Annotated in this window: 22 protein-coding genes and 1 riboswitch; of the genes, 4 read left to right on the top strand and 18 right to left on the bottom strand. The window is 64.3% G+C overall.

All coding sequences use genetic code 11. From position 1 onward, the window contains the following. Positions 1 to 533: 533 nt before the first annotated feature. The 3 genes from BMY84_RS23275 to BMY84_RS23265 all read right to left on the bottom strand — a co-directional run bounded on the left by BMY84_RS23275 (position 534) and on the right by BMY84_RS23265 (position 3628). Positions 534 to 1682 carry an MFS transporter gene (locus tag BMY84_RS23275; RefSeq protein ID WP_218147011.1) on the bottom strand — a complete coding sequence of 383 codons (1149 nt, stop codon included), beginning with the start codon at positions 1680 to 1682 and terminating at the stop codon, positions 534 to 536. Between the two features lie 63 nt (positions 1683 to 1745). Further along, positions 1746 to 2156, bottom strand: a complete 411-nt coding sequence (locus BMY84_RS23270) for a hypothetical protein (protein ID WP_093086979.1) — start codon at positions 2154 to 2156, stop codon at positions 1746 to 1748. Between the two features lie 2 nt (positions 2157 to 2158). Further along, entirely contained in the window at positions 2159 to 3628 is a 1470-nt protein-coding gene (locus BMY84_RS23265) for an aldehyde dehydrogenase (RefSeq protein ID WP_093086977.1), read from the bottom strand. A gap of 556 nt (positions 3629 to 4184) precedes the next feature. Here BMY84_RS23265 and BMY84_RS23260 point away from each other — a divergent pair. The 3 genes from BMY84_RS23260 (at position 4185) to BMY84_RS23250 (ending at position 5624) form a co-directional block, all read left to right on the top strand. Next, a complete protein-coding gene (locus tag BMY84_RS23260; protein ID WP_093086975.1) occupies positions 4185 to 4436 on the top strand; it encodes a type II toxin-antitoxin system Phd/YefM family antitoxin in 252 nt (83 codons plus the stop codon). Next, a complete protein-coding gene (locus BMY84_RS23255; RefSeq protein ID WP_093086974.1) occupies positions 4436 to 4858 on the top strand; it encodes a type II toxin-antitoxin system VapC family toxin in 423 nt (140 codons plus the stop codon). Before BMY84_RS23260 ends, BMY84_RS23255 begins: the two co-directional genes overlap by 1 nt. A 115-nt stretch (positions 4859 to 4973) precedes the next feature. Next, positions 4974 to 5624: a DUF4304 domain-containing protein gene (locus BMY84_RS23250; protein ID WP_093086972.1), complete on the top strand. Its 651-nt coding sequence runs from the start codon at positions 4974 to 4976 to the stop codon at positions 5622 to 5624. Positions 5625 to 6109: 485 nt separating this feature from the next. Here the strand turns inward: BMY84_RS23250 and BMY84_RS23245 are convergent, their stop codons facing one another. The 12 genes from BMY84_RS23245 to BMY84_RS23190 all read right to left on the bottom strand — a co-directional run bounded on the left by BMY84_RS23245 (position 6110) and on the right by BMY84_RS23190 (position 20498). Continuing rightward, complete coding sequence (locus BMY84_RS23245) at positions 6110 to 8509, bottom strand: TonB-dependent receptor (RefSeq protein ID WP_093086971.1); 2400 nt, start codon at positions 8507 to 8509, stop codon at positions 6110 to 6112. Between the two features lie 210 nt (positions 8510 to 8719). Further along, positions 8720 to 10195, bottom strand: a complete 1476-nt coding sequence (locus BMY84_RS23240; protein WP_093086969.1) for a carotenoid oxygenase family protein — start codon at positions 10193 to 10195, stop codon at positions 8720 to 8722. A 78-nt stretch (positions 10196 to 10273) separates the two neighbouring features. Continuing rightward, complete coding sequence (gene cobU, locus BMY84_RS23235; RefSeq protein WP_093086968.1) at positions 10274 to 10780, bottom strand: bifunctional adenosylcobinamide kinase/adenosylcobinamide-phosphate guanylyltransferase; 507 nt, start codon at positions 10778 to 10780, stop codon at positions 10274 to 10276. Next, positions 10777 to 11718, bottom strand: coding sequence for an adenosylcobinamide-phosphate synthase CbiB (cbiB, locus tag BMY84_RS23230; RefSeq protein WP_093086966.1), 942 nt, complete (start codon positions 11716 to 11718; stop codon positions 10777 to 10779). The genes cobU and cbiB overlap by 4 nt, the downstream gene beginning before the upstream one ends. Further along, the gene (locus BMY84_RS23225) at positions 11711 to 12694 is read right to left on the bottom strand and encodes a threonine-phosphate decarboxylase (RefSeq protein WP_093086965.1); all 984 of its coding nucleotides are present in this window, start codon (positions 12692 to 12694) and stop codon (positions 11711 to 11713) included. Before BMY84_RS23225 ends, cbiB begins: the two co-directional genes overlap by 8 nt. Further along, positions 12691 to 13407: an adenosylcobinamide-GDP ribazoletransferase gene (locus BMY84_RS23220; protein ID WP_093086963.1), complete on the bottom strand. Its 717-nt coding sequence runs from the start codon at positions 13405 to 13407 to the stop codon at positions 12691 to 12693. The genes BMY84_RS23225 and BMY84_RS23220 overlap by 4 nt, the downstream gene beginning before the upstream one ends. Beyond that, entirely contained in the window at positions 13404 to 13973 is a 570-nt protein-coding gene (locus tag BMY84_RS23215) for a histidine phosphatase family protein (protein WP_093086962.1), read from the bottom strand. The genes BMY84_RS23220 and BMY84_RS23215 overlap by 4 nt, the downstream gene beginning before the upstream one ends. Then, positions 13973 to 14986 (bottom strand): nicotinate-nucleotide--dimethylbenzimidazole phosphoribosyltransferase, encoded by a 1014-nt coding sequence (cobT, locus tag BMY84_RS23210; protein WP_093086960.1) that lies wholly within the window; start codon positions 14984 to 14986, stop codon positions 13973 to 13975. Before cobT ends, BMY84_RS23215 begins: the two co-directional genes overlap by 1 nt. Next, a complete protein-coding gene (locus tag BMY84_RS23205; protein WP_093086959.1) occupies positions 14983 to 15390 on the bottom strand; it encodes a DUF1636 domain-containing protein in 408 nt (135 codons plus the stop codon). Before BMY84_RS23205 ends, cobT begins: the two co-directional genes overlap by 4 nt. Positions 15391 to 15587: 197 nt before the next feature. Next, a riboswitch (cobalamin riboswitch) is annotated at positions 15588 to 15777 on the bottom strand. Further along, entirely contained in the window at positions 15776 to 17395 is a 1620-nt protein-coding gene (locus tag BMY84_RS23200; protein ID WP_093086957.1) for a GMC family oxidoreductase, read from the bottom strand. It overlaps the preceding riboswitch by 2 nt. A gap of 8 nt (positions 17396 to 17403) precedes the next feature. Then, the gene (locus BMY84_RS23195; protein WP_093086956.1) at positions 17404 to 19587 is read right to left on the bottom strand and encodes a PQQ-dependent dehydrogenase, methanol/ethanol family; all 2184 of its coding nucleotides are present in this window, start codon (positions 19585 to 19587) and stop codon (positions 17404 to 17406) included. Beyond that, a complete protein-coding gene (locus BMY84_RS23190) occupies positions 19584 to 20498 on the bottom strand; it encodes an NAD(P)H-binding protein (protein WP_093086954.1) in 915 nt (304 codons plus the stop codon). The genes BMY84_RS23195 and BMY84_RS23190 overlap by 4 nt, the downstream gene beginning before the upstream one ends. A 97-nt stretch (positions 20499 to 20595) precedes the next feature. Between BMY84_RS23190 and BMY84_RS23185 the strand changes: the two genes are divergently transcribed. Beyond that, positions 20596 to 21093, top strand: coding sequence for a nuclear transport factor 2 family protein (locus tag BMY84_RS23185; RefSeq protein ID WP_093086952.1), 498 nt, complete (start codon positions 20596 to 20598; stop codon positions 21091 to 21093). A 121-nt stretch (positions 21094 to 21214) separates the two neighbouring features. Here BMY84_RS23185 and BMY84_RS23180 read toward each other — a convergent pair whose 3' ends face one another. The 3 genes from BMY84_RS23180 to BMY84_RS23170 are packed head-to-tail and all read right to left on the bottom strand — an operon-like array spanning position 21215 to position 23657. Next, positions 21215 to 21718 (bottom strand): hypothetical protein, encoded by a 504-nt coding sequence (locus BMY84_RS23180; RefSeq protein WP_093086950.1) that lies wholly within the window; start codon positions 21716 to 21718, stop codon positions 21215 to 21217. Continuing rightward, a complete protein-coding gene (locus BMY84_RS23175) occupies positions 21715 to 22110 on the bottom strand; it encodes a c-type cytochrome (protein ID WP_256215387.1) in 396 nt (131 codons plus the stop codon). Before BMY84_RS23175 ends, BMY84_RS23180 begins: the two co-directional genes overlap by 4 nt. After that, positions 22110 to 23657: an FAD-binding oxidoreductase gene (locus tag BMY84_RS23170; RefSeq protein ID WP_093086947.1), complete on the bottom strand. Its 1548-nt coding sequence runs from the start codon at positions 23655 to 23657 to the stop codon at positions 22110 to 22112. Before BMY84_RS23170 ends, BMY84_RS23175 begins: the two co-directional genes overlap by 1 nt. Between the last annotated feature and the right edge of the window lie 113 nt (positions 23658 to 23770).

Raw genomic sequence — 23770 nt, 5'->3', positions numbered from 1 at the left:
GAGCCATTCCTGCACAATATATTCTAGTGGAATATACTGAGACATATAGACAACCTCCCCGAGCAAGCTCGAAAAGGCTCCAATAAGGAACGGCCTAATTTAACCGATCACACCACGCCTGAAAGCCGTGGCAGACCGGAGCCGCCGCCCACATGTCCCTTCATCTAACCGACAATGTCAAAGAACCGACAACCTTAGCGGGACAGCAATCCCACCCTGAAACCTTGTCCAGGGGAGGTGCATCCCGTCTATGTTGGCGACCGTTCCAAACGCTCCCTGTCGGCAGCGCCCCGTCCGGTGAAAAGCCCTCTAGATAGGACCGCTAATTCCGTCAACACACTTTTTGAAACTTTCGTGAAGGGGATATAAATATTGTTTATTTACAGACATTTACGTCAAAATAGCAGAAACCCCACATCCCCGCGCATCAATCGCCAATCCACCAAAACCCAGAATCAAACCCCTGATTTAACGCCAGAATCAACCAACTCCGGTGATTCTATCGCCCGACTCACACCAATGGTCCGATCAACTCACCCTCTGGGTGTCGTCCGAGGCGCCTGATAGGCAGCCAGCAGGACCAGAACGGACAATATGACGAAGGCCGCGGACAGGCTGCTCCACTGAGCCATGAAGCCGATCGCCACGGGCCCAGTCAGAACGCCGGCAAAGCCGATCGATCCGGCGGCGGCCAATGCGAGATTTTGCGGCATGACGGTCTGGCGTCCGACAGCGCTGTAGAGAAGCGGCACGATATTGGCCAAGCCCGCGCCCACCAGAGCGAAGCCGGCAACGGCCAGGGTCCAGTGGATGGGCAGGATCGCAATCCAGAAGCCCAGCACTGCAATCAGCGGCCCAAGGCCCAGCATGATCCGGTCGCCAAGGCGGCGGACCAGACGATCCCCCATAAGCCGACCGGCGGTCATGGTGATGGCGAAGGCGACATAGCCCAGGCCCGCGCGCGCCGCGTCGAGATGAAAATGGTCCGACAGGAGGAGCGCGCTCCAGTCCAGTACCGATCCCTCCGCCATGAAGATGACGAAGCAGAGCAGGCCTATCAGCAGAACGATACCGCGCGGGCGCGCAAAGGCCGGGCCGGAGGCGTTGCGTTCATCCGTGATGTAAGGCGTCGAGAGGGTTACGCCGATGAGGATGGCGAGGGACACGAGCAGGATCGCGATCGCGGGCGCGACGCCGGAGCCCATCAGGACGCTCATCGTGCCGGCGCCGAAGATGCAGCCCAGACTGTAGAAGCCGTGGAAGCCGGACATCAGGCGGCGGCCAAGGGTGCGTTCGGTGTGGATGCCGTGCAGATTGCGGGCACAACTGAGCAAGCCGAGCGAGATGCCGAGGGCAAACAGCGCCGCCGCCAGCAACCAGACCGAGGGGGCGAGCGCCAGCAGCGGCAGGATGAGGGCCACCGCATAGCCCGCGCCCGCAAACAGGCGGCGGCAACCGAAACGGCCGACAAGGCCCCCGGCGATCGGCATCGTCGTCATCGATCCGGCGCCCAGCGCCAGCAGCGCCATGCCGAGCTGCCCGGCGTTGAGGCCGATCTGCGCCTGCACATGCGGGATGAGCGGCGCCCAGGCGGAAATGGCATAGCCCGGTACGACGAAGGCCAGACGGGTCGCCCGCAATAGGCCGGGGCGCGCGCTTTCCATGGTCGTCTTCGGTTCCAAATGCCGGTCCTTGCCCTGCTTCCTGTCGGCCATCCCCGATAGGCAAGGACAGGTCAAGGCATGCTACCAGCGCAGCAACCCGATCAATTCCCCCTTCCACGGCCAGAGCAGGATGGCATTGAGCAGCAGCGTCACGATGCCGAATGCATATTCGACCACGCCGGGATCAAGCACGAAATTCCAGTAGCCGATCACGATGTTGAGCGGCACGCAGGCGAGCGCGGCGGGCAGCGCGGCGCGGTTCGCCAATATGAGCAAGGCGGCGACTACTTCCATGACCTTGATCCAGGCGAACAGGCCCGAATGGATCAACGCCAAGGTAAATTCCTGCGCCAGCGGCGTGTTGCCCAGCGGCTGAAGGTCGAAGGGGGTGAAATATTCCACCCCCGAAAAGAGGAACCAGCCGCCGAAGATGATCCGGGCGGCGGTGAAGGCCGCGCCGCTCCCCCGCCCCTGCGCATTGAGGGCGATCATGGTCAGAAGCCCGCAGGCGCCGTGTCGAGCAGGATCGTCTTGGTTTCCAGATAGGGATGCAGCCCCTCCACCCCGCCTTCGCGACCGATGCCCGATTGTTTGAAGCCGCCAAAGGGCAGACCGAATTCGAGCTTCATGCCATTCTGGCCAAAGCCCCCGGCCCGGATGCGCCGACCGATGCGATAGGCGGCGTCGGCATCGTTGGTCAGCACCGATCCGTTGAGGCCGAAGGCGCTGTCATTGGCGATGCGGATCGCATCCTCTTCATCCTCCGCCGGGATCAGGCAGAGGACGGGACCGAAAATCTCCTCCTGCGCGATGCGGCTGGCGTTATCGACATTGGCGAACAGGGTCGGTTCGATGAAATAGCCCTTGTTCATATGCGCCGGGCGATTGCCGCCGGTGACGAGGTCGGCGCTTTCGCGGCCCAGCGCGATATACTCCTCCACCCGGTCCAGTTGCCGCTTCATCGCCACCGGGCCAAGCTGGGTATCGGGGGCGTCGCTATGGCCGATGCGGATGCCCTGCATCACCTTTGCGATGGCGTCGGCCAGTTCGTCATGCCGATGCTTTGGCACGATAGCGCGGCTCAGCATGGCGCAGACCTGCCCGCTCATGATGGTGATGGTGTTGCCCAGGATCGCGGCGGCCACCTCGATCGGGAAGTCGTCGCGCACGATCGCGGCCGACTTGCCGCCCAGTTCCAGCGTGCAGCGCGCCACCCGCCCGGCGCAGACTTCGCCGATCCGCTTGCCCGCCAGCGTCGACCCGGTGAAAGTCACCTTGTCGATGCCCGAATTGCGGACCAGATGATCGGACGCATCGCGCCCGGCGGCGACCAGATTGACGACCCCGGCGGGCACCCCGGCCGCCTCCGCCGCTTCGGCCATGATATAGGCCTCCAGCGGGGTTTCGGGCGAAGGCTTCATGATGACGGTGCAGCCCGCGACCAGTGCATAGGCGACCTTGGCCGACATGATGCCATAGGGCGCATTCCACGGCGCGATCGCCGCGACGACGCCGGCCGGTTCCTGCACGACAATGGCGGTGTCCACCATATGCGACGGGCGGCGCTCCACGAAGGGATAGCTGTCCGCATAGCCGGCGATCGCCATCATCGTTGCAGTGGCGCCGCCGGTCATGATCGGGGCGAAACTGGCGAGGCCGCCGACCTGCGCGGTCCAGGCGGCCGCCAGTTCGGGCGCGCGCTTTTCCAGTTCCGCGCCCATGCGCCGGACAATCGCGCCGCGCTCCGCCGGGGCCATGGTCGGCCATGGTCCTTCGTCGAAAGCCTTGCGCGCAGCGGCGACGGCGCGATCCATGTCCGCCGCATTGCCTTCCGCAACCTGCGCGACGACATCCTCGCTATTGGGCGAGACGATGTCGATCACGCCATCGCCGGTCGATGCGACCCATGCGCCGCCGATGAACAGCCTGTCGGGATGGGCAATGCGAACGGCGTCGGGCAACATGATCAATCCTCTCCTGCCTGTGCGCCGCCGCCCCTGATCCGGGCGGTCGGCCAGCTGATGGAACCATCATAACGAACGTTATTATTATTGCAACGGCCAATCGGGCGGCTGGAGGGGGCGAGGATGGGGTGGCGTGTAGGACAGCGCCGAAGTTCACAATGTCGTCGGGCTAAAAAGGGCAGAATGCACCTGCAATGCACTCGCGAAGCGTCCCCCAAGCGCCTGCAACGCGCCACCTGCCCCTGCGGAGACGCGCCTGTCAGGCGGCTGCAACGCGACGGGAACGCGCCAGCTTTGCACCTGCAACGCGCATGCCCCGCGCGTGACGGAGGCGACCGATTTCAGGGAGGAGGATGGCTTCATCCTCCATGGTAGATCAGAAGAAATCCTACATTGTAAGAGTGTATCGGCGTGCAGGTGGTGGGACATATTAGGGATGGTGGAAAATGAGTCGCCATTTACCTGACGGACTGCCGATCCGATTGCATAGCTGCTACATTGACATTCTGCCGCCGCACCTCCATGTGTCTGTATGTAACGACATATGGAGGTGCCAATGACAGCCACTTTCACCAGTCGGGAGTTCAATCGCGACCCTGGCAGCATCAAGCGTGCCGCTTTGTCTGGTCCCGTCTTCATCACCGACCGCAACAAGCCTTCGCTCGTTGTGATGGCGATCAAGGACTATGAGCGTTTGGCAGGGCGCGGCATGTCGCTGCTGGACGTGCTGATGCCCGACGATGATCAGGATTTCGATTTCGAGCCGCCCAAGGCCCGTCTCGCTTCGCGGCCGGCGGAACTGGATTGATGTTCCTGATCGACACCAATGTCATTTCCGAAAGTCGCAAGGCCCGATCCGGTCGCGCAGCGCCGGCGGTCGTAGCATGGCTCAAGGCAACCGATCCCAGCACAACTTTCGTTTCGGCTATGTCGCTGTTCGAACTGGAACTGGGCGTGGTTCGTGTCGAGCGTCGTGATCCCGCACAGGGCGAGCGATTACGGCACTGGCTCGACCATATCGTCAAACCCGGCTTTGCCGGTCGTGTGCTGGCGATGGACTCGACAGTCGCAGTTGCTTGCGCTGCGCTGCACGTTCCCGATCCGGTAAGTGAGCGCGATGGCTGGATTGCCGCAACCGCTCAAGCGCATGGCTTGACCATAGTGACGCGCAATGTCGCTGACTTTGAGGCGACGGGCGTTCCCATACTCAACCCGTGGGAAGACAATTGAGCGCGTGCTGCGTACCTTCACCTGACGGATTTCAGCTGATTGTTGTGCAGCGAACGGCAAAGATAGAATAGTGAACGGACGTAAGTGCAAAATAGGTTTGCGCGGGGGAAGATAAATGCCGGGTCCACATGAAAAGCTAATTGCCAATGCTGCTAAAGCGATACTCAGGCCCTTAGGCTTTCAGCGTAAGGGACAGTCGCGCCTATGGTTCTTCGATCATTCTTGGTGGCTCGCTGTTGTGGAGTTCCAGCCCAGTTCCTGGAGCAAGGGCAGCTATCTCAACGTCGCTGCCCACTGGCTCTGGATGGACATAGGCACAATCAGCTTCGACTTCGGCGGACGCTTGGAAGGCTTCGCGGAATACGCATCCGATGAACAGTTCGCGGTCGTGGCAGCGGGCCTCGCCAATAGCGCGGCGGAAGAGGCGCAGCGACTTGCGACAATGTTCTCTTCCATAGCCGATACGACCGAGGTTCTCTTGGAACAGGCGCGGACCGAAGCACGGCAGGCACAGGCGCATCCCGGATGGATGGCCTACAATGCCGGGGTCACGGCGGGGCTAGCCGGGCGTACTGATGACGCAGCCGAGATGTTCAGAAGTGTATTGCATAGTCCAGTGGATCAAACGTCCGTGCTTCATCTAAAGACTAAGCGCATGTCGAGCCTCTTACCAGACGCGACAAGGCTTAGGCAGGATGTTGCAATGACAATCGCGCTACAAAGAGAAACTTTGCGGTTGCCACCTTGGAACGCATCAAGGTTTTGATTTCCTCGATAGGTCGCGTGTTGGCTTGCAGCTTTTGCGCGCCCTGTCGGGAAACACATGGTGGCCGCGCATTCGTCACCCAATTCTGAAGAAATCACGTCGGAGAAGGCATTGCGTGGTCGCGCTGGCCCCTCGTCCGTGCGAGAACCACTGTCGGATTGAGGATGTGTCCGACAACCTCATTTGCGGGGTGTTTCGAGATGGTGGTGAAATGACCGCTATCGGGTTGTAGCGATCCGCAAGCAGCCATTTCGTTACCCGCCAGGGCTTCAGGCGCTCCTGAGCTTGTCGAAGGGCCGAACGGGGTTGGGTTATCGCCAATTGCGCACATCCTGCGCCAGAAGCATCTCAACACACGCCGCAATCCGAGGTCATGCCCCCATGAAAAAGGCCCGCCCGCTTAAAGCGGACGGGCCTTCCTCCCCTTCCCTACGGCATCACCGATCCTTGTCCGGTCGCCGGGACTGTCTCCGGTCAAACAAGGATCAGAAATTCTTCTTCACGGTCACGGTCCATTCGCGCGGGCGGCCGACGGTGCCGGTCACGACGCCGAAGGTGCCGACATTTTCCGCGACGCCATTATAATAGAATTTGTCGAAGAGATTGGTGACGCCGGCGCTGAGCGACCAGTCCTTGTCCGCCGCCTGATAGGTCAGCCGCGCATTCACCAGGCTGGGCGGGTCGATCAGATTATAGGCGTTGTTGACCGAATTATAATAGAAGTTGGAGCGCCAGGACCAGTCGATCCGCGGCGTCAGCGTGCCATTGCCGCCCAGATCCGCTTCATATTGGATGCCGGCCGACAATTGCCATTTGCTGATGAAGGGCGCGATCATGTCCTTCGTCACCAGCGTCGCGGCATTGGTGATCTTCGTATAATCGAAATCGAGATAGCCGACCGACGCATCGATCGACAGGCCATCGGCCGGATGGAATTGCGCTTCCGCTTCCCAGCCGAACACTTGTGCATCGCCCGCATTGGACGGCACCGAGCAGGACAGCACCACGCTTTCCGGGCACTGATAGCGGACAAGCTGCATATCCTTATATTTGTTGAGGAAGACCGCACCGTTCAGGCGCAGCATGCGGCCCAGCAGATCCGCCTTGAAGCCCGCTTCATAAGTGGTCAGCGTTTCCGGGCCGAAAGTCAGCACCTGATCCGGGGCGGACGGGCGCGGGTTGATGCCGCCGCCCTTGAACCCGGTCGATATCTGGGCATAGGTCATCAGGTCGCCAGACCAGCGATAATTGACGCCCAGACGATAATCGAGCCGATCGCCCTTGAACGTGCCGGTCAGACCATCCAGCCCCGCCAGCAGGAAATTGGGGGTAAAGAAGGCGCCGCTCGGCAGGCTGCCGTCCACATTGCGACGGGAATAGCGGTACGTCTTCTTGTCGTCGGTGTAGCGCAGACCGCCGATGATGTTGAAGGCGTCGGTCACATGAAATTCGCCATGGGCGAAGGCGGACACGCTGCGATTCTTGATCACGTCGTCCGACATGAAATCGAACAACAGGGTCGGGATCTGGCTGCGCCCTTTGATCGTGTCGGTCGCGCTATAATAGAAGCCGCCCACGGTCAGGTCGACCAGATCATTGAAATTGGCGCTGAGGCGCAGTTCCTGCGTGAACTGTTCATGGCCATAGGTGAATTGCTGGAGCAGGATGGCGAGCGGCGATCCGTCCACGTCGATCGCGCTGGTGCCATGGGCTTCGCGCCAGCCGGTGATGGATTTGAGTTTCAGGCTGTCAGACAAGTCATAATCGATCGTGCCGGACAGGCCCCATGCCTTGACCGTGCTGGTCGGGCTGGCGGTGAAGCCGCCCGGTGCGACCTGGGTCGGGATGCCGAAGGCGGTCGTATAATTGCCGCCGGTCGCATAGGTGGCGTAGGAGGTGTAGCTCTTCGCCCCGGTCAGGAAGCGGCTGTCGAAGGGGATGCCGGCCGTCGCATCGCTGGCGTCATAGCTGCGCACCGACGGATTATCGGCATAGAGCAATTTGGTGGCGACCACTTCGCTATTGTCGCGCGATACATCGCCCACGATGTTGATTTCGAGTGGCGATCCGGCGGGCGCGTAGCGCAATGCTGCGCGCAGGCCCATCACGTCGATGCCGCCTTCGGTGCCGATCTTGCAATTTTTATTGCCGCTGCTGGCCGGAATGCCAGAGGTCGGATTGACACAGCCATAGTCGAGCAGGCTCATATAGCCGTCGACATTTTTCGACACGCCGGATACGCGCAGGAACAGGTCGTTCGTCAGCGGGATATTGGCGCTGCCGCGCAGTTCGATCCGGTCGAACCGGCCATAGGTCGCCTCGATAAAGCCGCCGGGGGTGGAATCCGGCTTTTTGCTGAACAGCTTGACCGCGCCGCCGACGCTGTTCTTGCCGGCCAGCGTGCCCTGTGGCCCGCGCAGCACCTCCACCCGTTCCAGATCGGTGAGGTCCATCACCGCGCCGAAGGTGGTGCCATAATAGATATCATCGACATAAATGCCCACGCCCGGTTCCAGCGCGAAGCTCGCGTCGAGCTGGCCCACGCCGCGGATGAAGGCGGCAACGCTGTTGCCCTGAATGCTGGTTGCCGGGGCCAGCGCGACGTTGGGCGCGAACTGGCCGAGATCGGTGACGCTGGTCTGGCTGCGCGCGGCGAGCGTATCGGCCGAGACGGCGGTGATCGCGATCGGCGTGTCCTGCAAATTCTGGGCGCGAAACTGGGCGGTGACGATGATGTCGGCGCTGTTGGCCTGATCGCCTGCCTGCCCGCTCGCCTGGTCTGGCTGCGCCGTTTCCTGGGCAAAGGCCGGCGCAGCGGTCATGGCCGCGACCAGGGCCAGCGCTGCTCCATGGGTCCGAAATGCGCACTTTCCAAAGGATGTCATGCTTGTCCTCCCTCTTTTCATGGCCGCAGGCGTGGAAAGAGGGACCGGCGCCGCCTGTCGACGGCACCGGGCGGGCGGCGCTTGTGCGCCTGCCTTGCCCTGTCATCCTCTCACCCGCCCCGCTGGCCGGTTCTGCTTTGCAGTCCTTGTTGGAGGGCAGGACGCATCGCCTTCCCTCTCCTGCAATCAATAACGATCGTTACTATTATGTCAAGCCGGTTGGCGACTTTTTGCGGTGGCAAGCTGCGCCGCCGATACCCAGGCGCCATGGACCTGCGCCCGCATCGGCAGGGGCATGGGCACGCGGGCGATGGGGCCTGCGGCGATGGCATTGGCGTCCACGATCCAGAGTTCGGAGCGGAAGTCTGCCTCCCCGGTCTGGCGGTCCACCACCATCAGCAGCCAGCCTTCATGATCGGGCCGGGGTGATGGCACATGTACCGGTTCGCTGATCGCCATGCCGGGTTCCAGCCCCATCATGTCGATCCGGCCATTGCCCGGTTCGATCTGCAGCAGGGCGTTGAAGGCAAAGCCGACCGGGCCGCCGAGCAGCGGCGGACCGCCCTGCGGATTCATCGACAGATACCAGGCCGATCGATAGGGGCGACCCTGATCCGCGTCGCGCAGGCGGGGCATGTCGCCCGGTGGGCCTACGACCCGTTCTTCATAGCCATCGCCCGGCTTTTCCATGTCGAAGGTCCAGCGGGTGAGGCCACCCTGAATTTCGCGCTGGTCGCGCTGGATGCCGCCAGCCTCGCGCATGAAGCCAAAGGCATTGGTGTCCGACAGGCAGAGGTCGAGATGGATGCGGCCATCCTCCTCGAAGGCGTTGAGCAGGTGGAAGGCGGAAATGCCGGGGCGCCCCCGGAACCAGCGCATCTCCTCCACCTTGCCATAGCGTAGCATGATGCCGACCCAGCTTTCCAGTTCCTGCTGATGCGCCCAATGTTCGCCGCCAGCCTTCAACCGGTCGAGATCGGCGGTGGTGGGGAAGATCGGGAAGATCGCGTAATTTTGGGTGATCGCGAAATCATGGATGGTCGAGCAATAGGGCTGATCGAACCATTGTTCCGACACGAGATTGCCGTCGCGATCAGCGATGGCATAGGCGATCTTCGTGGAGCAGAGCCCGTCCGCCTCATAGCCGAAGAAGAACATTTCCCCCGTGTCCGGATCGACCCGCGGATGGGCGGTGAAGGTCTGGGAGGTGAAGGCGCCATGATAATCCCAGCGGCCGATCGTCTCCAGCGTGTCGGGATCGACCTCATAGCCCAACCCGTCCTCCTTGGTCATGAACAGGCGGCCGCCATGCCAGACGGGCGTCGTATTGGCGACGGTGCGGTCGCGGCCGCCGACGCTCGGGTCGTCGGTGAAGGGGTTGCGATAACGGCCGAACAGGGCGCGGCGGGCGTCCTTCTCCAGTGCATAGCGTTCGGTTTCGACATAGCGGATGGCATAGTCGACCTTGCCATCCTGAATCGCGAATTTCGCGACCATGCCGTCGCCCGACAGGACGATATCGTCGGCGAACATCGGCGCATGGGCGGGATCGGGCACGGCGCGGAAGAAGGCGCCGTCGATCTCGGCCGGGATGTCTCCGATCACGTCCAGATTGCGCGCCGACCATTCGACGCCGACCGGCGTGTTGAGGCCGATGAAATGGATGGTCTGGGGGTAGGCAGGCATGGCCTCTCGATCCTCTCTTATCTCGACTCATAGTAACAATCGTTACTGTTGTTGCCAAGAGGGAGAGTGGAGAGGCGCTTATTTCAGCCGTAGCGGCAGGCCGGCTGCGACGAAGACCACTTCGGGGCAATGGGCGGCGACCACCTGATTGATCGTGCCCGCCATGTCGCGAAAGCGGCGGGCCAGCGCATTGTCGGGGACGATGCCCAGCCCCACTTCATTGGCGACCAGAATGACCGGCCCTTGTGCATGGTCGAGCGCATCGATGAGGGCGGCAAGCGCAGCGTCCATGTCCCGCTCCGCCAGCAGCAAGTTGGACGCCCAGAGTGTCAGACAATCGATCAGCAGCGTTTGGCCTGGCCGGGCCTGCGCCTGCACGACCGCCGCCAGATCGAACGGCGCATCGATGGTGCGCCAGCGCGGGCCGCGATCGGCGCGGTGGCGATCGATACGGTCGGCCATTTCGGCGTCGAGCGCCTGCGCGGTCGCGACATAGATCAGGTCGCCGGGCATGGCCTCCGCGCGCATCTGCGCATGGCGGCTCTTGCCCGACCGCGCGCCGCCCAGCACGAACAGATGATTCATCCCCAAGCCCAAGCCACTCCTCCCGCCAGCGCCGCCAGCAGCAGGCAGGCCCGCCGGTAGAGGCGCAACGCCCTGTCGATATCCTGCCCGTTCAGATCGCGGCGGCCCGATCCGATCCAGTCCTTGTCATGGCGCACGCCGTCATAGGCGATCGGCCCGGCCAGCGACAGGTCGAGTGCACCCGCCATTGCCGCCTCCGGCCAGCCCGCATTGGGGGAGGCATGGCGATGCGCATCACGCCACATTATCCGCCAGCCCCGCCCGGCCGCCAGACAGAGCAGCAGGCCCGACAGCCGTGCCGGAATGAGGTTCAGCCCATCGTCCAGCCGCGCCGCCGCCCAGCCAAAGGCGCGCCAGCGGGATTCCTTGTGCCCGATCAGGCTGTCGGCGGTGTTGATCGCCTTATAGGCCCAGAGGCCCGGCAGACCGCCGATCAGCAGCCAGAAGAGCGGCGCCGCCACGCCATCGCAAAAGCTTTCGGCCAGACTTTCGATCGCGGCGCGCGCCACTCCGGCGGAATCCAAATGGGCTGTATCGCGGCCGACGATCATGCCGACCGCCTTGCGCGCCTGCTCCAGATCGCCCGCGCGCAGGGGGATAACGACGGCGTGGACATGGCGATGCAGGCTGCCCGCCGCCATGCCGGGCATCGCCAGCAGCGCGACCATGATCCAGCCCCAGCGCCCCAGCAGCAGATGCGCCATCCATTCCAGCAACAATCCGCCACCGATCGTCATGGCCAACAGGATCAGCACGCAGGCTATCCCGCTCGCCCGCCGCGCGGCATCCGACCGGTCCGGCCGGTTCCAGCGCCGTTCGCACACGTCGATGATGGCAGCGAACAGGCCGACCGGGTGGCCGATCCGGCGCTGCACCGCATCCGGCCAGCCGATCGGCGCCTCCAGCGCCATGGCCAGCAGCGCGACCGGTTCAGCCATCGGCCAACGCCCGGTCGAGCCGATCCAGTGCCGCCGCATCCTTCGGCAGGCCGAAGCGCAGCCAATGCGGCTGGTCGGCAAAGGGCCGGGTCAGGATCGCTGCTCGCGCCAGCCGGTCGAACAGCGCGGCCACGTCAGCGCAGGCGACGAGGCGAAATAGCGGGCAGGCGCCGATCGGTTCCAGACCATGGCGTCGCAACACAGCATCCAACGTCGCAGCTTGCGCATATATTGTCGTCCGGGCCGCATCGATCCACGCCGCATCGGCATAAGCGGCCCGCCCGATCGCCAGCGCCGCCGCCGACACGGGCCAGTTCCCCAGCCGGGTGCGAAACCGTGTGACGATTTCCGATGGCCCCAGCAGGAAGCCGAGCCGCACACCGGCGAGGCCGAAAAATTTGCCGAAGGAGCGAAAAATCAGCAGCCGCCTGCCCTCCCCGATCCGATCCGTCAGGCTGAAGCCCGGATGCACATCGGCAAAGGCTTCATCGATCACCAGCCAGCCATCGGCTGCCTCGGCCTGTGCCAGTATCGCATCCAGTTGCGCCGGCGTCAGCAGGCGGCCGTCGGGATTATTGGGATTGGCGAGCAGCAGGATTTCGCCCTTTTCGGCCGCACCTTCGCCAAGGGAGACGGGCCGCCCAGCCGGATAGATATCACCATGGGTGCGATAGCAGGGCGTGGCATAACGCGCCGCGCCGGGCAGCATGTCGGCGAGCATGCGCAAGCCGATTTCCGTCCCCGGCAGCGCGCAGACATGGGCCGCTTCCACGCCGAAATAGCGGCTCGCGCGGGCCTCCAGATCGGTCCGTGCCGCTTCGTCGGGCAGGCTGGCCCAATCGATCGGACCGGCGCGCTCGACTGGCCAGGGGGTGGGATTGATCCCGGTCGACAGGTCGATCCAGTCCAAATCGCTGCCATAATGAAGACGCGCCGTATCCAGACGGCCGCCATGATAGGTCCATGGACTGGTCATAGCCGCCCCGCGATTAGGGTCGCCAGCAACAGGACGCTTTCCACCAGTTCGATGCCTGCACCATGGCCGTCGCCGGAGACGCCGCCCAGCAAGATGCGAAGTCGCATCATCCAAAGAAGGATCAGCAAGGGCGTCATCAGCAGCGCCGGGACAAGCCAGCCCGCCGCCAGCAGCAGGACCGCCCAGCAAAGCAGGTCGACCGGTCGCACCGCATGCTGGAAGCGCGCGCCCAGCCCGTCATGCAGCGGCGGTAGCCAGCGGCTCCAGAGCAAAGGTCCGATCCGCGCGGCACAGGGGATGAGGATCAACGCCGCCCATGCGCGCTGTTCGAGCAGGCCATGCAGAAGCACCAGCTTGGCCGCCACCTGCACCGCGACCGCCACGACACCCATGGCGCCGACATGCGGATCGGCCAGTACCGCGCGCAGCCGGTCCGGGCCTTTGTGAATCGCGCCAGACGCATCGGCCAGATCGGCAAGGCCATCGAGATGCAGCGCCCCCGTCACCCAGACCCAGCCGACCAGCGCCAGCAAGGCGCCGGTCCAGGGATCGACCTGCGCACCGATCCCCCCTGCCCCGCAGACCAGCGCACCCACGGCCAGACCCGCTGCCGGGAACCAGCGGATCGACGCCGCAAAATCGCGATCGTCCGCCGTCACGCGCGGCATGGGCAGACGGGTGAGAAACTGGATCGCCAGCACCAGCCCCTTCATGTCGCCAGCCCGACAATCTGGCCCCAGCGCGGTTCGCCCGGCCAGACGCGCAGGGTGAGGCAGGCGGCATAGGGCAGGTCGACCGCCCATAGCTGACGCTGGCCGAAGCCGCACAGGCTGGCCAGCGCGGCGCGCATCGCCCCGCCATGCGTGACGACCAGAGCGGGTTCGCACGGCAAGGCTGCAATGGCCGCCCCAACGCGCGCCACCAGCGCCGACCAGCGCTCGCCACCGGGCGGCGGGCAGGCATCCGGATCGGCGTGGAATTGGGCCAGCGCGCTCGCGTCCAGGGTGGCGGGATCGATGCCGTCCCATGCCCCGAAATCCAGTTCCCGCCAGCGCGCATCGATCCGGGGCGTCAGGCCGCGATCCTGCGCGATTACCGCTGCCGCTTGCGAAGCGCGGGACAGGTCGGAACAATGGATCGCCGCTACGTCCAACGCCGTAGCCCGCGCCCGGCAGGCGGCGATACCCGCATCGGTCGATGGCCAGTCGCCATGCCCCAGCAGGCGCCCCGTTTCCACCGGCGCCCCATGCCGCATCAGATGGAGCAGCACACCCTGCATCAGCCGGCCGACACGCCCGCATCGGTGAAGGTCGCCATCTGATCATGCATGGCCAGCGCGGACCGGATCACCGCCACGGCCACCGCGCCGCCGCTTCCTTCGCCCAGCCGCATGTCGAGATCGAGCAAGGGGGTCAGCACCAGTCGTTTGAGCAGGCGTCCATGCGCTGCTTCGGCCGAACGATGCCCGGCGATGACATGATTGCAGATGTCGGGCGTGCCCGCCGCCATCGCCCCCAGCGCGGCGGAGCAGACGAAGCCGTCCAGTACCACGGGGATATGATGATGGCGCGCCGCCAGCATCGCGCCGGCCATTGCCGCGATTTCCCGCCCGCCAACGCAGCGCAGCGTTTCAAAGGCGGTCCTGGGTGCATCGGCGTGGCAGGCCATGGCCAGATCAAGCACCTGTCGCTTCACCATCTGGCCATGAGCGTCAACGCCCGTACCCGCGCCGACCCAGTCGTCCGGCGTACCGCCGAAGCTGCGCAGGCACAAAGCCGCCGCCGCCGTCGTGTTGCCGATGCCCATCTCGCCCAGCAGCAGCAGGTCCAGTGTCGGATCGACCGCATCGGCGCCCGCATTGAGGGCGGCAAGGCAATCCGCTTCGCTCATCGCCGGTTCGATCGTGAAGTCCGCCGTCGGCCGGTCCAGATCGAGCGGAACGACGCGCAGATCCAGTCCCGCAGCCCCCGCCAGCGCATTGATCGCCGCACCGCCGGACGCGAAATTGGCGACCATCTGCGCCGTCACTTCGGCCGGATAGGCGCTGACGCCGTGGCGGGTCACGCCATGATTGCCGGCGAAGATCAGCGCCAGACCATGGTCGATCCGGGGCCGCGCCCGTCCCTGCCAGCCGGCCATGAAGAGGGCGATATCCTCCAGACGGCCGAGCGATCCGGCAGGCTTGGTCAGTTGGGCCTGGCGGGCGGCGGCAGCATCGCGCGCGGCCTGATCGACGGCGGGCAGGGATGCCAGTGCCGCCTCGAACGCGGCGATGGTGGGAAACAGGCTCATGCTGCGACGAAGCCGGGGGGCGGGGTGCGGACGATGAAATGGCCCTTCACCCCCTGTGGCCAGTCGGCAAAGGGCACGCGACCATGCTCGCTCGCCGCATAATGGGCGGCATAGTCCAGGATCGCGCGGGCGGCTTCCTCATCCGGGGTGAAGCGCCCCAGCACATAACCGACCTTGCCCGGCGCGCGCAGGTGGACGGTGCAATGCTCCGAGCAAGCGAACAGGCAGGGCATGTCCTGTACCGCAACGCCATCATAGCGGGACGACTGGGCCTTCACCCGGTGCAGCGCCTCCACCAGTCGCGCGCCGCCGCGCACCCCTTCCGCATCTTCGCGGGCATCGGGCGAATGGCGACAACTGTTGCACACCACCACCGCAGGCACATCTTCGACCGGCCGCAACATGGCTCAGGCCGCTCTCTGGCTGAAAAATCGATATGTAATTGACGCGCGCATCATGATCCCCGGTCCGTGACAGGACCGCGCGAAGACGAAACGACGATGCCATGCGCACGGCGCACGACATCCCCGCCGCGCTGCCGCACGGTCGACTCGTCGTTGCGCGAGGGATAACCCCGTTCGGCCGGCACACCCTGTCCGGACGAAGAACGACCACGGCCGGCAGGTCTCCTGGCTTGCGGGTCAATGCCGGGGCGAAGCGCCTTCTCGGGACAGATATCCCAATGGCTTGTGCCTCGCTGGCTCGCCGCTCACAGTTGCAGGGGCAGCCGGGGTCTTGAACCCCGTTCCCTTTTGATCCCCTGGCGGGGAACCGGACGCAGGGCAGGCCCTATCGGACTATGCGGGGGCGATCAAGGCGCTTGAGGACATGGTCGGCACCCTTGTCGCCGATCATGATCGCCGTCGCATTGGTGTTGCCTGCGGGCAGGGTCGGCATGACCGAGGCATCGGCCACCCACAGACCATCGATGCCGATCACTGCCAGATCGGCATCGACCACGGCATGGGGATCATCCGCCCGGCCCATCTTCGCGGTGCCCACCGGATGATAGAGCGGGATCGACGCCATCTGCACATAGGCGCGCAATTGCGCAGGATCGGTCAGCGCCGGGCCGGGGCGCAGTTCGCTCTTTATATGTGTCGCGATCGGTGTTTCGTTCAGGATGGCCCGGGCGATGCCGATGCCCTCGACAATCTGGTCGATGTCGTCGTCGCTGCCGAGCTGGCGATGCTCGATCTTCGGGGGATCGAAGGGGTCGGCGGAGCGCAGGCTGATGCGGCCGCGATGGCTGGGGCGCATCAGCCCGACCAAGGTGGAGACGGACGGCGTCTTGCGCAGCATCAACCGGCCCTGCTCGTCGAAATCGAAAGCGAAGGCGGCGAAGCTGATCTGGAGATTGGGCGCGGGCAGATCGGCGCGGCTCTTCACGAAGGCCTGGGCATGGCCGATCGCGGTGGTCAGCGCGCCGCGTCGGGCGAGGGCATAGCGCAAGACTTGCCAGGCGCCGCGAAGGCCCTGCGCATCGCTGTTGAGCGTGGGCACATCGACTTCGTTGACGACATGGGTGCCGACATGATCCTGAAGGTTGGCGCCGACGCCGGGGAGGTCGCGCACGACAGGGATACCATGGTCGTGCAGATGATCGGCGGGGCCGATGCCGGACAGCATCAGGAGGCGCGGCGTGTTCATCGATCCGGCGCTGAGAACCACACCATGCCGGGCGCGCAGTTCCTTCTCTATGCCATCCTGTCGGTAGAGGATGCCGACGGCACGATTACCTTCGATCAGGATGCGCAGCAGTTGCGCTTCCAGCAGGATGTTGGGCACCTTGCCACCGCGTCGGTCGTGCAGGTAGCCGCGCGCTGCCGAGCAGCGTTCGCCCTTGCGTTGCGACACCTGCACATAATCGACGCCTTCGGCGCTTTCGCCGTTGAGGTCGAGCGATCGGGGGATGCCCGCCGCCTGCGCCGCCGCGATCCACTGGTCGGTGATGGGATAGCGCGCGCGGCCTTCCGACACGGCGATCGGCCCGCCCGTCCCGCGCCATGTGTCGGCGCCGCGCTCATTATCCTCCATCCGCCGGAAATAGGGCAGGACCGCTTCATAATCCCATCCCGCCGCGCCCTGCCGCGCCCATTGGTCATAGTCCCAGCGATGACCGCGGATGAACATCATGCCATTGAGGGAGCTGCCACCGCCCAGCATCTTGCCCGCAGGCCAGATATCCGCCCGGCCGCCCAGCGACGGGTCCGGCTCAACCTGATGGCACCAGTCATAGGCGGGGTTCTGGACGATGGCGCTGGTGAGCGCCGGGATGCGCGAGCGCATATGCCGATCGGTCCCACCCGCCTCGATCAGGGTGACGGACAGGCCCGCTTCGGCCAGCCGCCCGGTCATCGCGGACCCGGCCGATCCGCCGCCCACGACGATGATGTCGGTGTCTTCCATGGTCGTTCCTAGAAATTGGACATGATGGCGGCGCTGGGCGCGTCTATCGGCTTGCCGGCGGCTTTCAGCTTCAACTCGCGTTCCCGCAGCGGCCCCTGCTCGGCGATCAGCCAGGCGTGGATGGCATCGACATCCTCGACGCTCAGCAGGTCGTCCCAGCGCGGCATGCCATTGGGGAGCAACAGCCCATCGCGCACGATCTGATTGAAGACATCATGCGTGCCCGGCTGCATCCGGCGCAGGTCCGGCGCGGTGGAGCGTAGCTGGTTGCTGTGGCAGATGGCGCAATTCTGGAAGAAGAGCGCCTGCCCCTTCGCGATGATGGCGGGCGTCACGCCGGGCTTTTGCGCGGGCGGTGCCTCGGCCGGTTCCAGCGGCGGCAGGGGCGTGGGCTGCGGCACCGGGCCGCCGTCCACCTTGAACACCAACATGCGGTTGGCATTGCCGTTGCGATAGGCCGCCGAATAGCGCGGCACATAGCCCCAACCACCGCCGCCGAAACCGGTCGCGACGGCGATATATTGCACGCCCTTCACGCGATAAGTCATGGGCGCCGCCATGATCGAACTGCCGGTGTCGATTTCCTTGATCAGCTTGCCGTTATCGGCATCGCGGACGATCAGCTTGCCACCGATCGTGCCATGGACGATCAGGCCCGACGCGGTGGAGAGCATGCCCATCCGGTCCTGCCACCCCTCGGTCGGGACCGACCAGCGGGCCTTGCCGGTCAGCGGGTCGATGGCGCGCAACTCGCTGCTATAGGGCTTGTCCTTCACCCACTGCATTTCGGGCAGCTTTTCCACCTGTTCCCGGATCGCGGGTGGCAAGGTAGGCAACACCGCCTGCAATTGCGGGGTGAAGATGAGCGTCGTCTGGACGTTCAGCGCCTTGGGCCGGCGCGCTTCCGCCGGGGTGCCGGGGGGCACGGTGAACATCAGGTTTCCCATGTCCAGCACCGAGGCATAATAGCTTTTGCGCTCCGCATCATAGGCCGCCGGATACCAGTTGCGCGCACCCGCCGAGGCCGGGAAGATGAGGCGCGGACCGTTCCAGAAATCGGTGCGGTCCGGCGTCATCTGCGGCACGCCATTCTTGTCGAACCCCTTGGTCCAGTTGGTCCGCACCAGAGGATTGACGCGCAGCGGCTTGCCGGTTTCGCGGTCCAGCACGAACAGATAGCCGTTCTTGGGCGAATGGAGGATGACCGGGCGAACCTGCCCGTCCACCTCCATCTCCGTCAGCACCATCGGCTGGGTGGCGGTGAAGTCCCAACTGTCGCCAGGCGTTTCCTGATAATGCCACTTCACCGCGCCGCTCTTCGCATCCAGCGCGACGATAGAGGAGAGATAGAGATTGGTGCCGCCCTTGGGCGAGCGGGTCGCGATCGAATAGGGGCCGCCATTGCCGACGCCGATATAGACGGTGCCGAACTTGGGATCATAGTTGATCGCGTCCCATACGGTGCCGCCACCGCCGATATCCCAGCGGCTCTTGGCGTCCCAGGTCTTGAGCGCGGCGTCGAGCGCCTTGTCCTCCTGCGGTCCCTTTGCCGGATCATGCGGTACGGTATAGAAGCGCCAGGCCTGCGTGCCGTCGGCGATGCGATAGGCGGTGACATAGCCGCGGGTGTCATATTCCGCGCCGGCATTGCCGAGGATGACGAGATCGCCCGCGACTTCGGGCGCGCCGGTGCTGGTATAGCCCCGGCTGTGATCGACCACCGTGTCGACCTTCCAAAGGACGTTGCCGCTCTTCGCGTCGAGGGCGTAGAGCATACCGTCGAGGGCGCCGACCATCACCTTCCCGTTGGCCACGGCGACGCCGCGATTGGCCTGATCGCAGCAGGCGGACCGGTTCGCCTGCATGTCCACCTCCGGCTCGAAGGTCCAGAGCGGCTTGCCGGTCGCCGCATCAAGCGCATAGACGCGGCCGAGATTGCCGCTGGTGTACATCACGCCATCGACGACCACCGGCGTCGCTTCCTGCACGCGGTTGGTGTTGAGATCATAGGACCAGGCGAGGCCGAGTTTCCCGGCATTGCCCTTGTCGATGTCGGTCAGGCGCGAATGATGGCTGCCCCAGACATCGCCACCGGTATAGGGCCAGTCGTCGCCTGCCCCCGCATCGCTGCCACCGCGCGCGCAACCGGTCAGCGCCAATGCTGCGGCCAATAACAGAATAACCCCTTTCACAGCGGCCAGCTTTCCTTGTGGGCCAGCATCACGTCGCGCAGACTTTTGGGCTTGCGGCCGGTGATCTTTTCCACCCAGTCCGTCTTCAATGCGAAATAGCCTTCGCGGATAGACTGACCGAATGTCACCATATCGTCGCTGGACCAGGGAATCGGGCCATCGGGAATGATGTCGGAGGCATGGCGTGGCGCGCCGAGCGCATCGAAATAGGCGAACATCGCCTCGTCATCGACCGCTTCGACCAGGATCGGCTTGCCGGCCAGTTCGCTCGCCAGCGCCATCGCCTGCGGAATGGTGAGAAGATCCGGACCGGTCAACACATAGGCGCGGTTCTCATGCCCCGATTGGGTCAGCACCCCCACGGCGGTCGCGACACAATCGTCGCGGCTGACGAAAGCCACCGGGCCATCGCCGCAATTGTCGGGCTTGCCGCCGTACATCAGCGCCGGGATCGTCATCGGCCCGGCGATCGCTTCGGCATATTGGCTGTCGCGCAAATGGGTCCAGGATGCGCCGGAGGCTTCGATGATCTCCTCGGTCGCGCGATGGTCGTTCTTGACGATGGCGGGATTGCCGGGCGCGTCGGCGGCGATGATCGAGGTGTAGACGATATGCTTCACGCCGGCCGCAACCGCCGCCTCCACGGCATTGCGATGCTGGCCGACGCGGGTGCCGACCCGGGCAGTACTGATCAGCAGCATTTTTTCGCCGCCGGCCATGGCGGCGGGCAGGCTGGCGGGATCGTCGAAATCGGCCAAGCGGACGTCGGCGCCGCGCGCGGCGAGATCGGCCAGCTTTGCCGGGGTGCGGGTCAGCAATATCGCATCCTGTGGCGCCACTGTTTCCAGCAGCAATTCCGCCGCCGCCCGGCCGAAAGACCCCGAAGCACCTGAAATGATGATCTTCCCCATGCGTCCTCTCGCTTGCATCATCTATCGTCTTGTTGCAGATAATCGTAACGAATGTTATTATTGCGTCAAGTCATAGAAACACAGGAGAGTGACTATCATGCCTTCCCTTCCGATCGAGGACAGGATCGCGCTGCAAGACCTGATCGCCGCCTATAGCTGGGCGCTCGATACCGGCGATGTCGACGGGCTGGTCGCCTGTTTCACACCGGACGCGCGCATGGTGGAGGAGGTGTTCGATGATCCCGACATCTGGGAAGGGCATGATGGGATTCGCGGCATCGCAGACCATTATCGCAACGCGCCGGGCTTTCCGGGCCGCCAACATCATGTGACCCAGACCCAATATACGGCGCAGGCGGATGGGAGTTGCACGATGCGCTCCTTCGCCTTCGTGACGGAGTGCGAGGGGGAGCCGCCCTATCTGCTGCGCTTTGCCGGCTGGTATGACGATCATGCGGTGAAGGGCGACGACGGCCAGTGGCGCTTCCATCGCCGTACCGTGCGGCTGTGGGATGGCGAGGTGTTGAAGAATTTCCCCGGTCGCGGCGAATGGGTGCCGCGCAAACGGCCGGAGTCGCTGATTATCAAGCGGTAATTGGGCATCACGCTTTCCATAAGAGCCGCTCGTCCTGAGCCTGTCGAAGGACTGTTCTTTCTTCCAAGATTGAAGAAAAACGGGGCTTCGACAGGCTAGCCCGAACGGAGGAAAGAATATGCTATTTTACCATCACCCAACTGAACGCTGGCATCGTCCGGCTATCCGACGCCGCAGCACACTGACCGGCCTTGTCCAGCGCCAATTCGGCAAAGGCTTCCGGCCATGCTGCGCCGGAAAGGTACGCCAATCTGGCAACGACAGCGCCGTCAGATGCACAGTTTGCAGTCATACGCCCCTTATCATGGCGCACCAGCGCCATGCGACGATATCCCGCTTCGGCCGCAATTTCACCGACCAATAATTCGTCGCTCCGCCGTGTCACGGCGAAGATCGCAGCCGGTGCGGAAACGAGCAAAGCCTGCATCTGCCGCACCCGATCGCCCGCCAGCGCCACGGGCTGTGCCCCGAGCCATTGCACACGGGCAGCAAAGCGGCGACCGGCCGCCAGTTCGGGATCGTGCAACAGGAGCGGCACCGTTGCCGCCTCCACTCGTCCGCTTGCCAGCGCCGCCGATGCAACCACCGCGCTTGCCAGAAAGCCCCGCCGGGACAGGTCGCTCATGGCTTGGCGCCCTTCGCCAAGTGCTGCGCAATCAGTTGCAGGTCGGCGTCGCTGACCTCCCCGCGCGGGATGGCGGGCATATTGCCGATGCCCATGCGCGCGGCCTGCACGACATAGTCGGCGGTCAGGTCGGTGCGCTTCTCCAGCAAGGGTTGCTCCGTTCGGCGCGCCAGCAGCCCCGTTCCCATGCCGCCCGGCCCGTGGCACATGGCGCATTTTTCGAGATATAGCTTTTCGCCCGGAGCAGCTTGCGGCCGCGACGACAGAGTTTCAGGCGCGGGCAAGGGCGGCGGCCCTTTGGGCGCCTCTGTCGGCGCCTCGCTCGCCCGGCCGCAGGCGGCGCCCGCCAATATCAGTGCCGCCCCCGACAGCGCGATCATGCCACGACGCATCAGCCCTGCCCCCCTGCATGGCTGCTGGGCCAGATGCCGCTCTTGCCCGGTGCGATCACCCCCTTGGGATCGAGCGCATCCTTCACCTTGCGGTTGAGCTGCCCCAGTGCGCCCTTGTTAAAATCATAGGTGCCCGCGACCGCATCCATATAGTCGAGATGGGTGCGATATTCGCCATAGCCCTGCGCCTTGGCGTCCGCGATCAGATGTTTGAGGAAGGGATCGACCCGACCCATCAGGTCGGGATCATCCTTGTTGATCAGCACGGCGTTGACGTTGATGAGGTGGCGCTCGCCAAAGGCGAAGCTCGCCTGATAATCCATGCCATATTCCTTGTAGCGAGCGTAGGTGCGCTGGAATTGCGCCTGCGCCGCCGCGCCCGATTGCGGCAGGATCGGCGAGAAACCGATATGCCCGCCGCGCCCGCCATGCCAGTTGGCATTCTGCATCGGCATCGTGAGCGGCGTACCGGTCCAGCCGGTGGCCTCCAGCGGCTCGCCCGTCTTCCAGACCGTAGGGCGCAGCGACATGGGTTTTAGCTTGCCCAGTTCCTGCTCCAAGATCGCATAGGCCGCCTTGTTGACCGATTCCCGGCCATAGAGACGCAGGCTCACCCCCCACCAGCCGACGTTGAATTTCTTGCGGATCGCGGCGATCACATCGTCGGGCAGCGCGCCGGGCTTGTCGGTCCATTGGTCGCGCGTCGTGACAACGGCGGCAGCGCGCAGCCAGTTGCCGATGGTCGGCGACTGCTGCAACAGCCCTTCGCGACGGAGCGGCGCGATCGCATCGATCAGCGGGCCGAGATCGTCGGGCCGTTCAAACTCCAGATCCATGCCCATCAACGATTCGGGTGCTGGCATCAGCCACAGCCCCATCTTGGTGACGATGCCGAAATTGGACTGGACGAACATCTGGTCCCAGCCGGGGCCAAAGCCGAAGCGATACAGCTGCCAGGTCGGCGCACCGTCCAGAGCGCCCATGCCGGTGCGCACGACCAGGCCATCGGCCATGACCGCCTCTATGCCGCAGATGCGCGTCGCATGTTCGCCATATGGCGTATAGCCCATGCCGCGATCCAGCGCATTGCCGACCACCGATCCCCAGCTATTGCCGGGCACCGACAGCCAGTGCTTCATGTCCTTGGATTTCAGGAAATCGTAGAGATCGTAGAAGCCGACGCCCGGCTCCAGCAGCACGGTGCCGTTCGCCTCGTCATAGTCGATCTTCTTCATGCGGCTGAGGTCGAGGATCACCGATCCCGCCAGTAGCGGCGCGGAGCCGCCATAGCCCAGATTCTTGCCCCGGCTGATCGGCCAGAGGGCGACGCCGCGTTCGGACGCGATGCGAACGATCGCCTGAATCTCTTCCACCGTGGCGGGCGCGACCGCGCCAGCGGGATGATGGCGCATGTCATCGATGGCGAACTTGTCCTGATAGCTCGCCTGATCCTGTTCGTCGAAGAAGACATGATCTTTGCCGACGATCGCGGCGAAAGCGGCGATGGTGGCCGGCGCGACGGCGCCTGCCTGTGCTGTGTTGCCCATGCCGTCCATCCTGTCCTCGCTCGACCGGTCGCCCCGGCCTCTTATTTAATAACGATCGTTATTATCTAAATGCAGGGGCAGCTTGTCAAGCGCTGTGGGTCGTAACCGATCCG

The organism is Sphingobium sp. AP50 (assembly GCF_900109095.1).
Taxonomy (GTDB): domain Bacteria; phylum Pseudomonadota; class Alphaproteobacteria; order Sphingomonadales; family Sphingomonadaceae; genus Sphingobium.
Note: the sequence above shows the minus strand (reverse complement) of the source record. Positions and strands in the feature narration are given on the sequence as shown.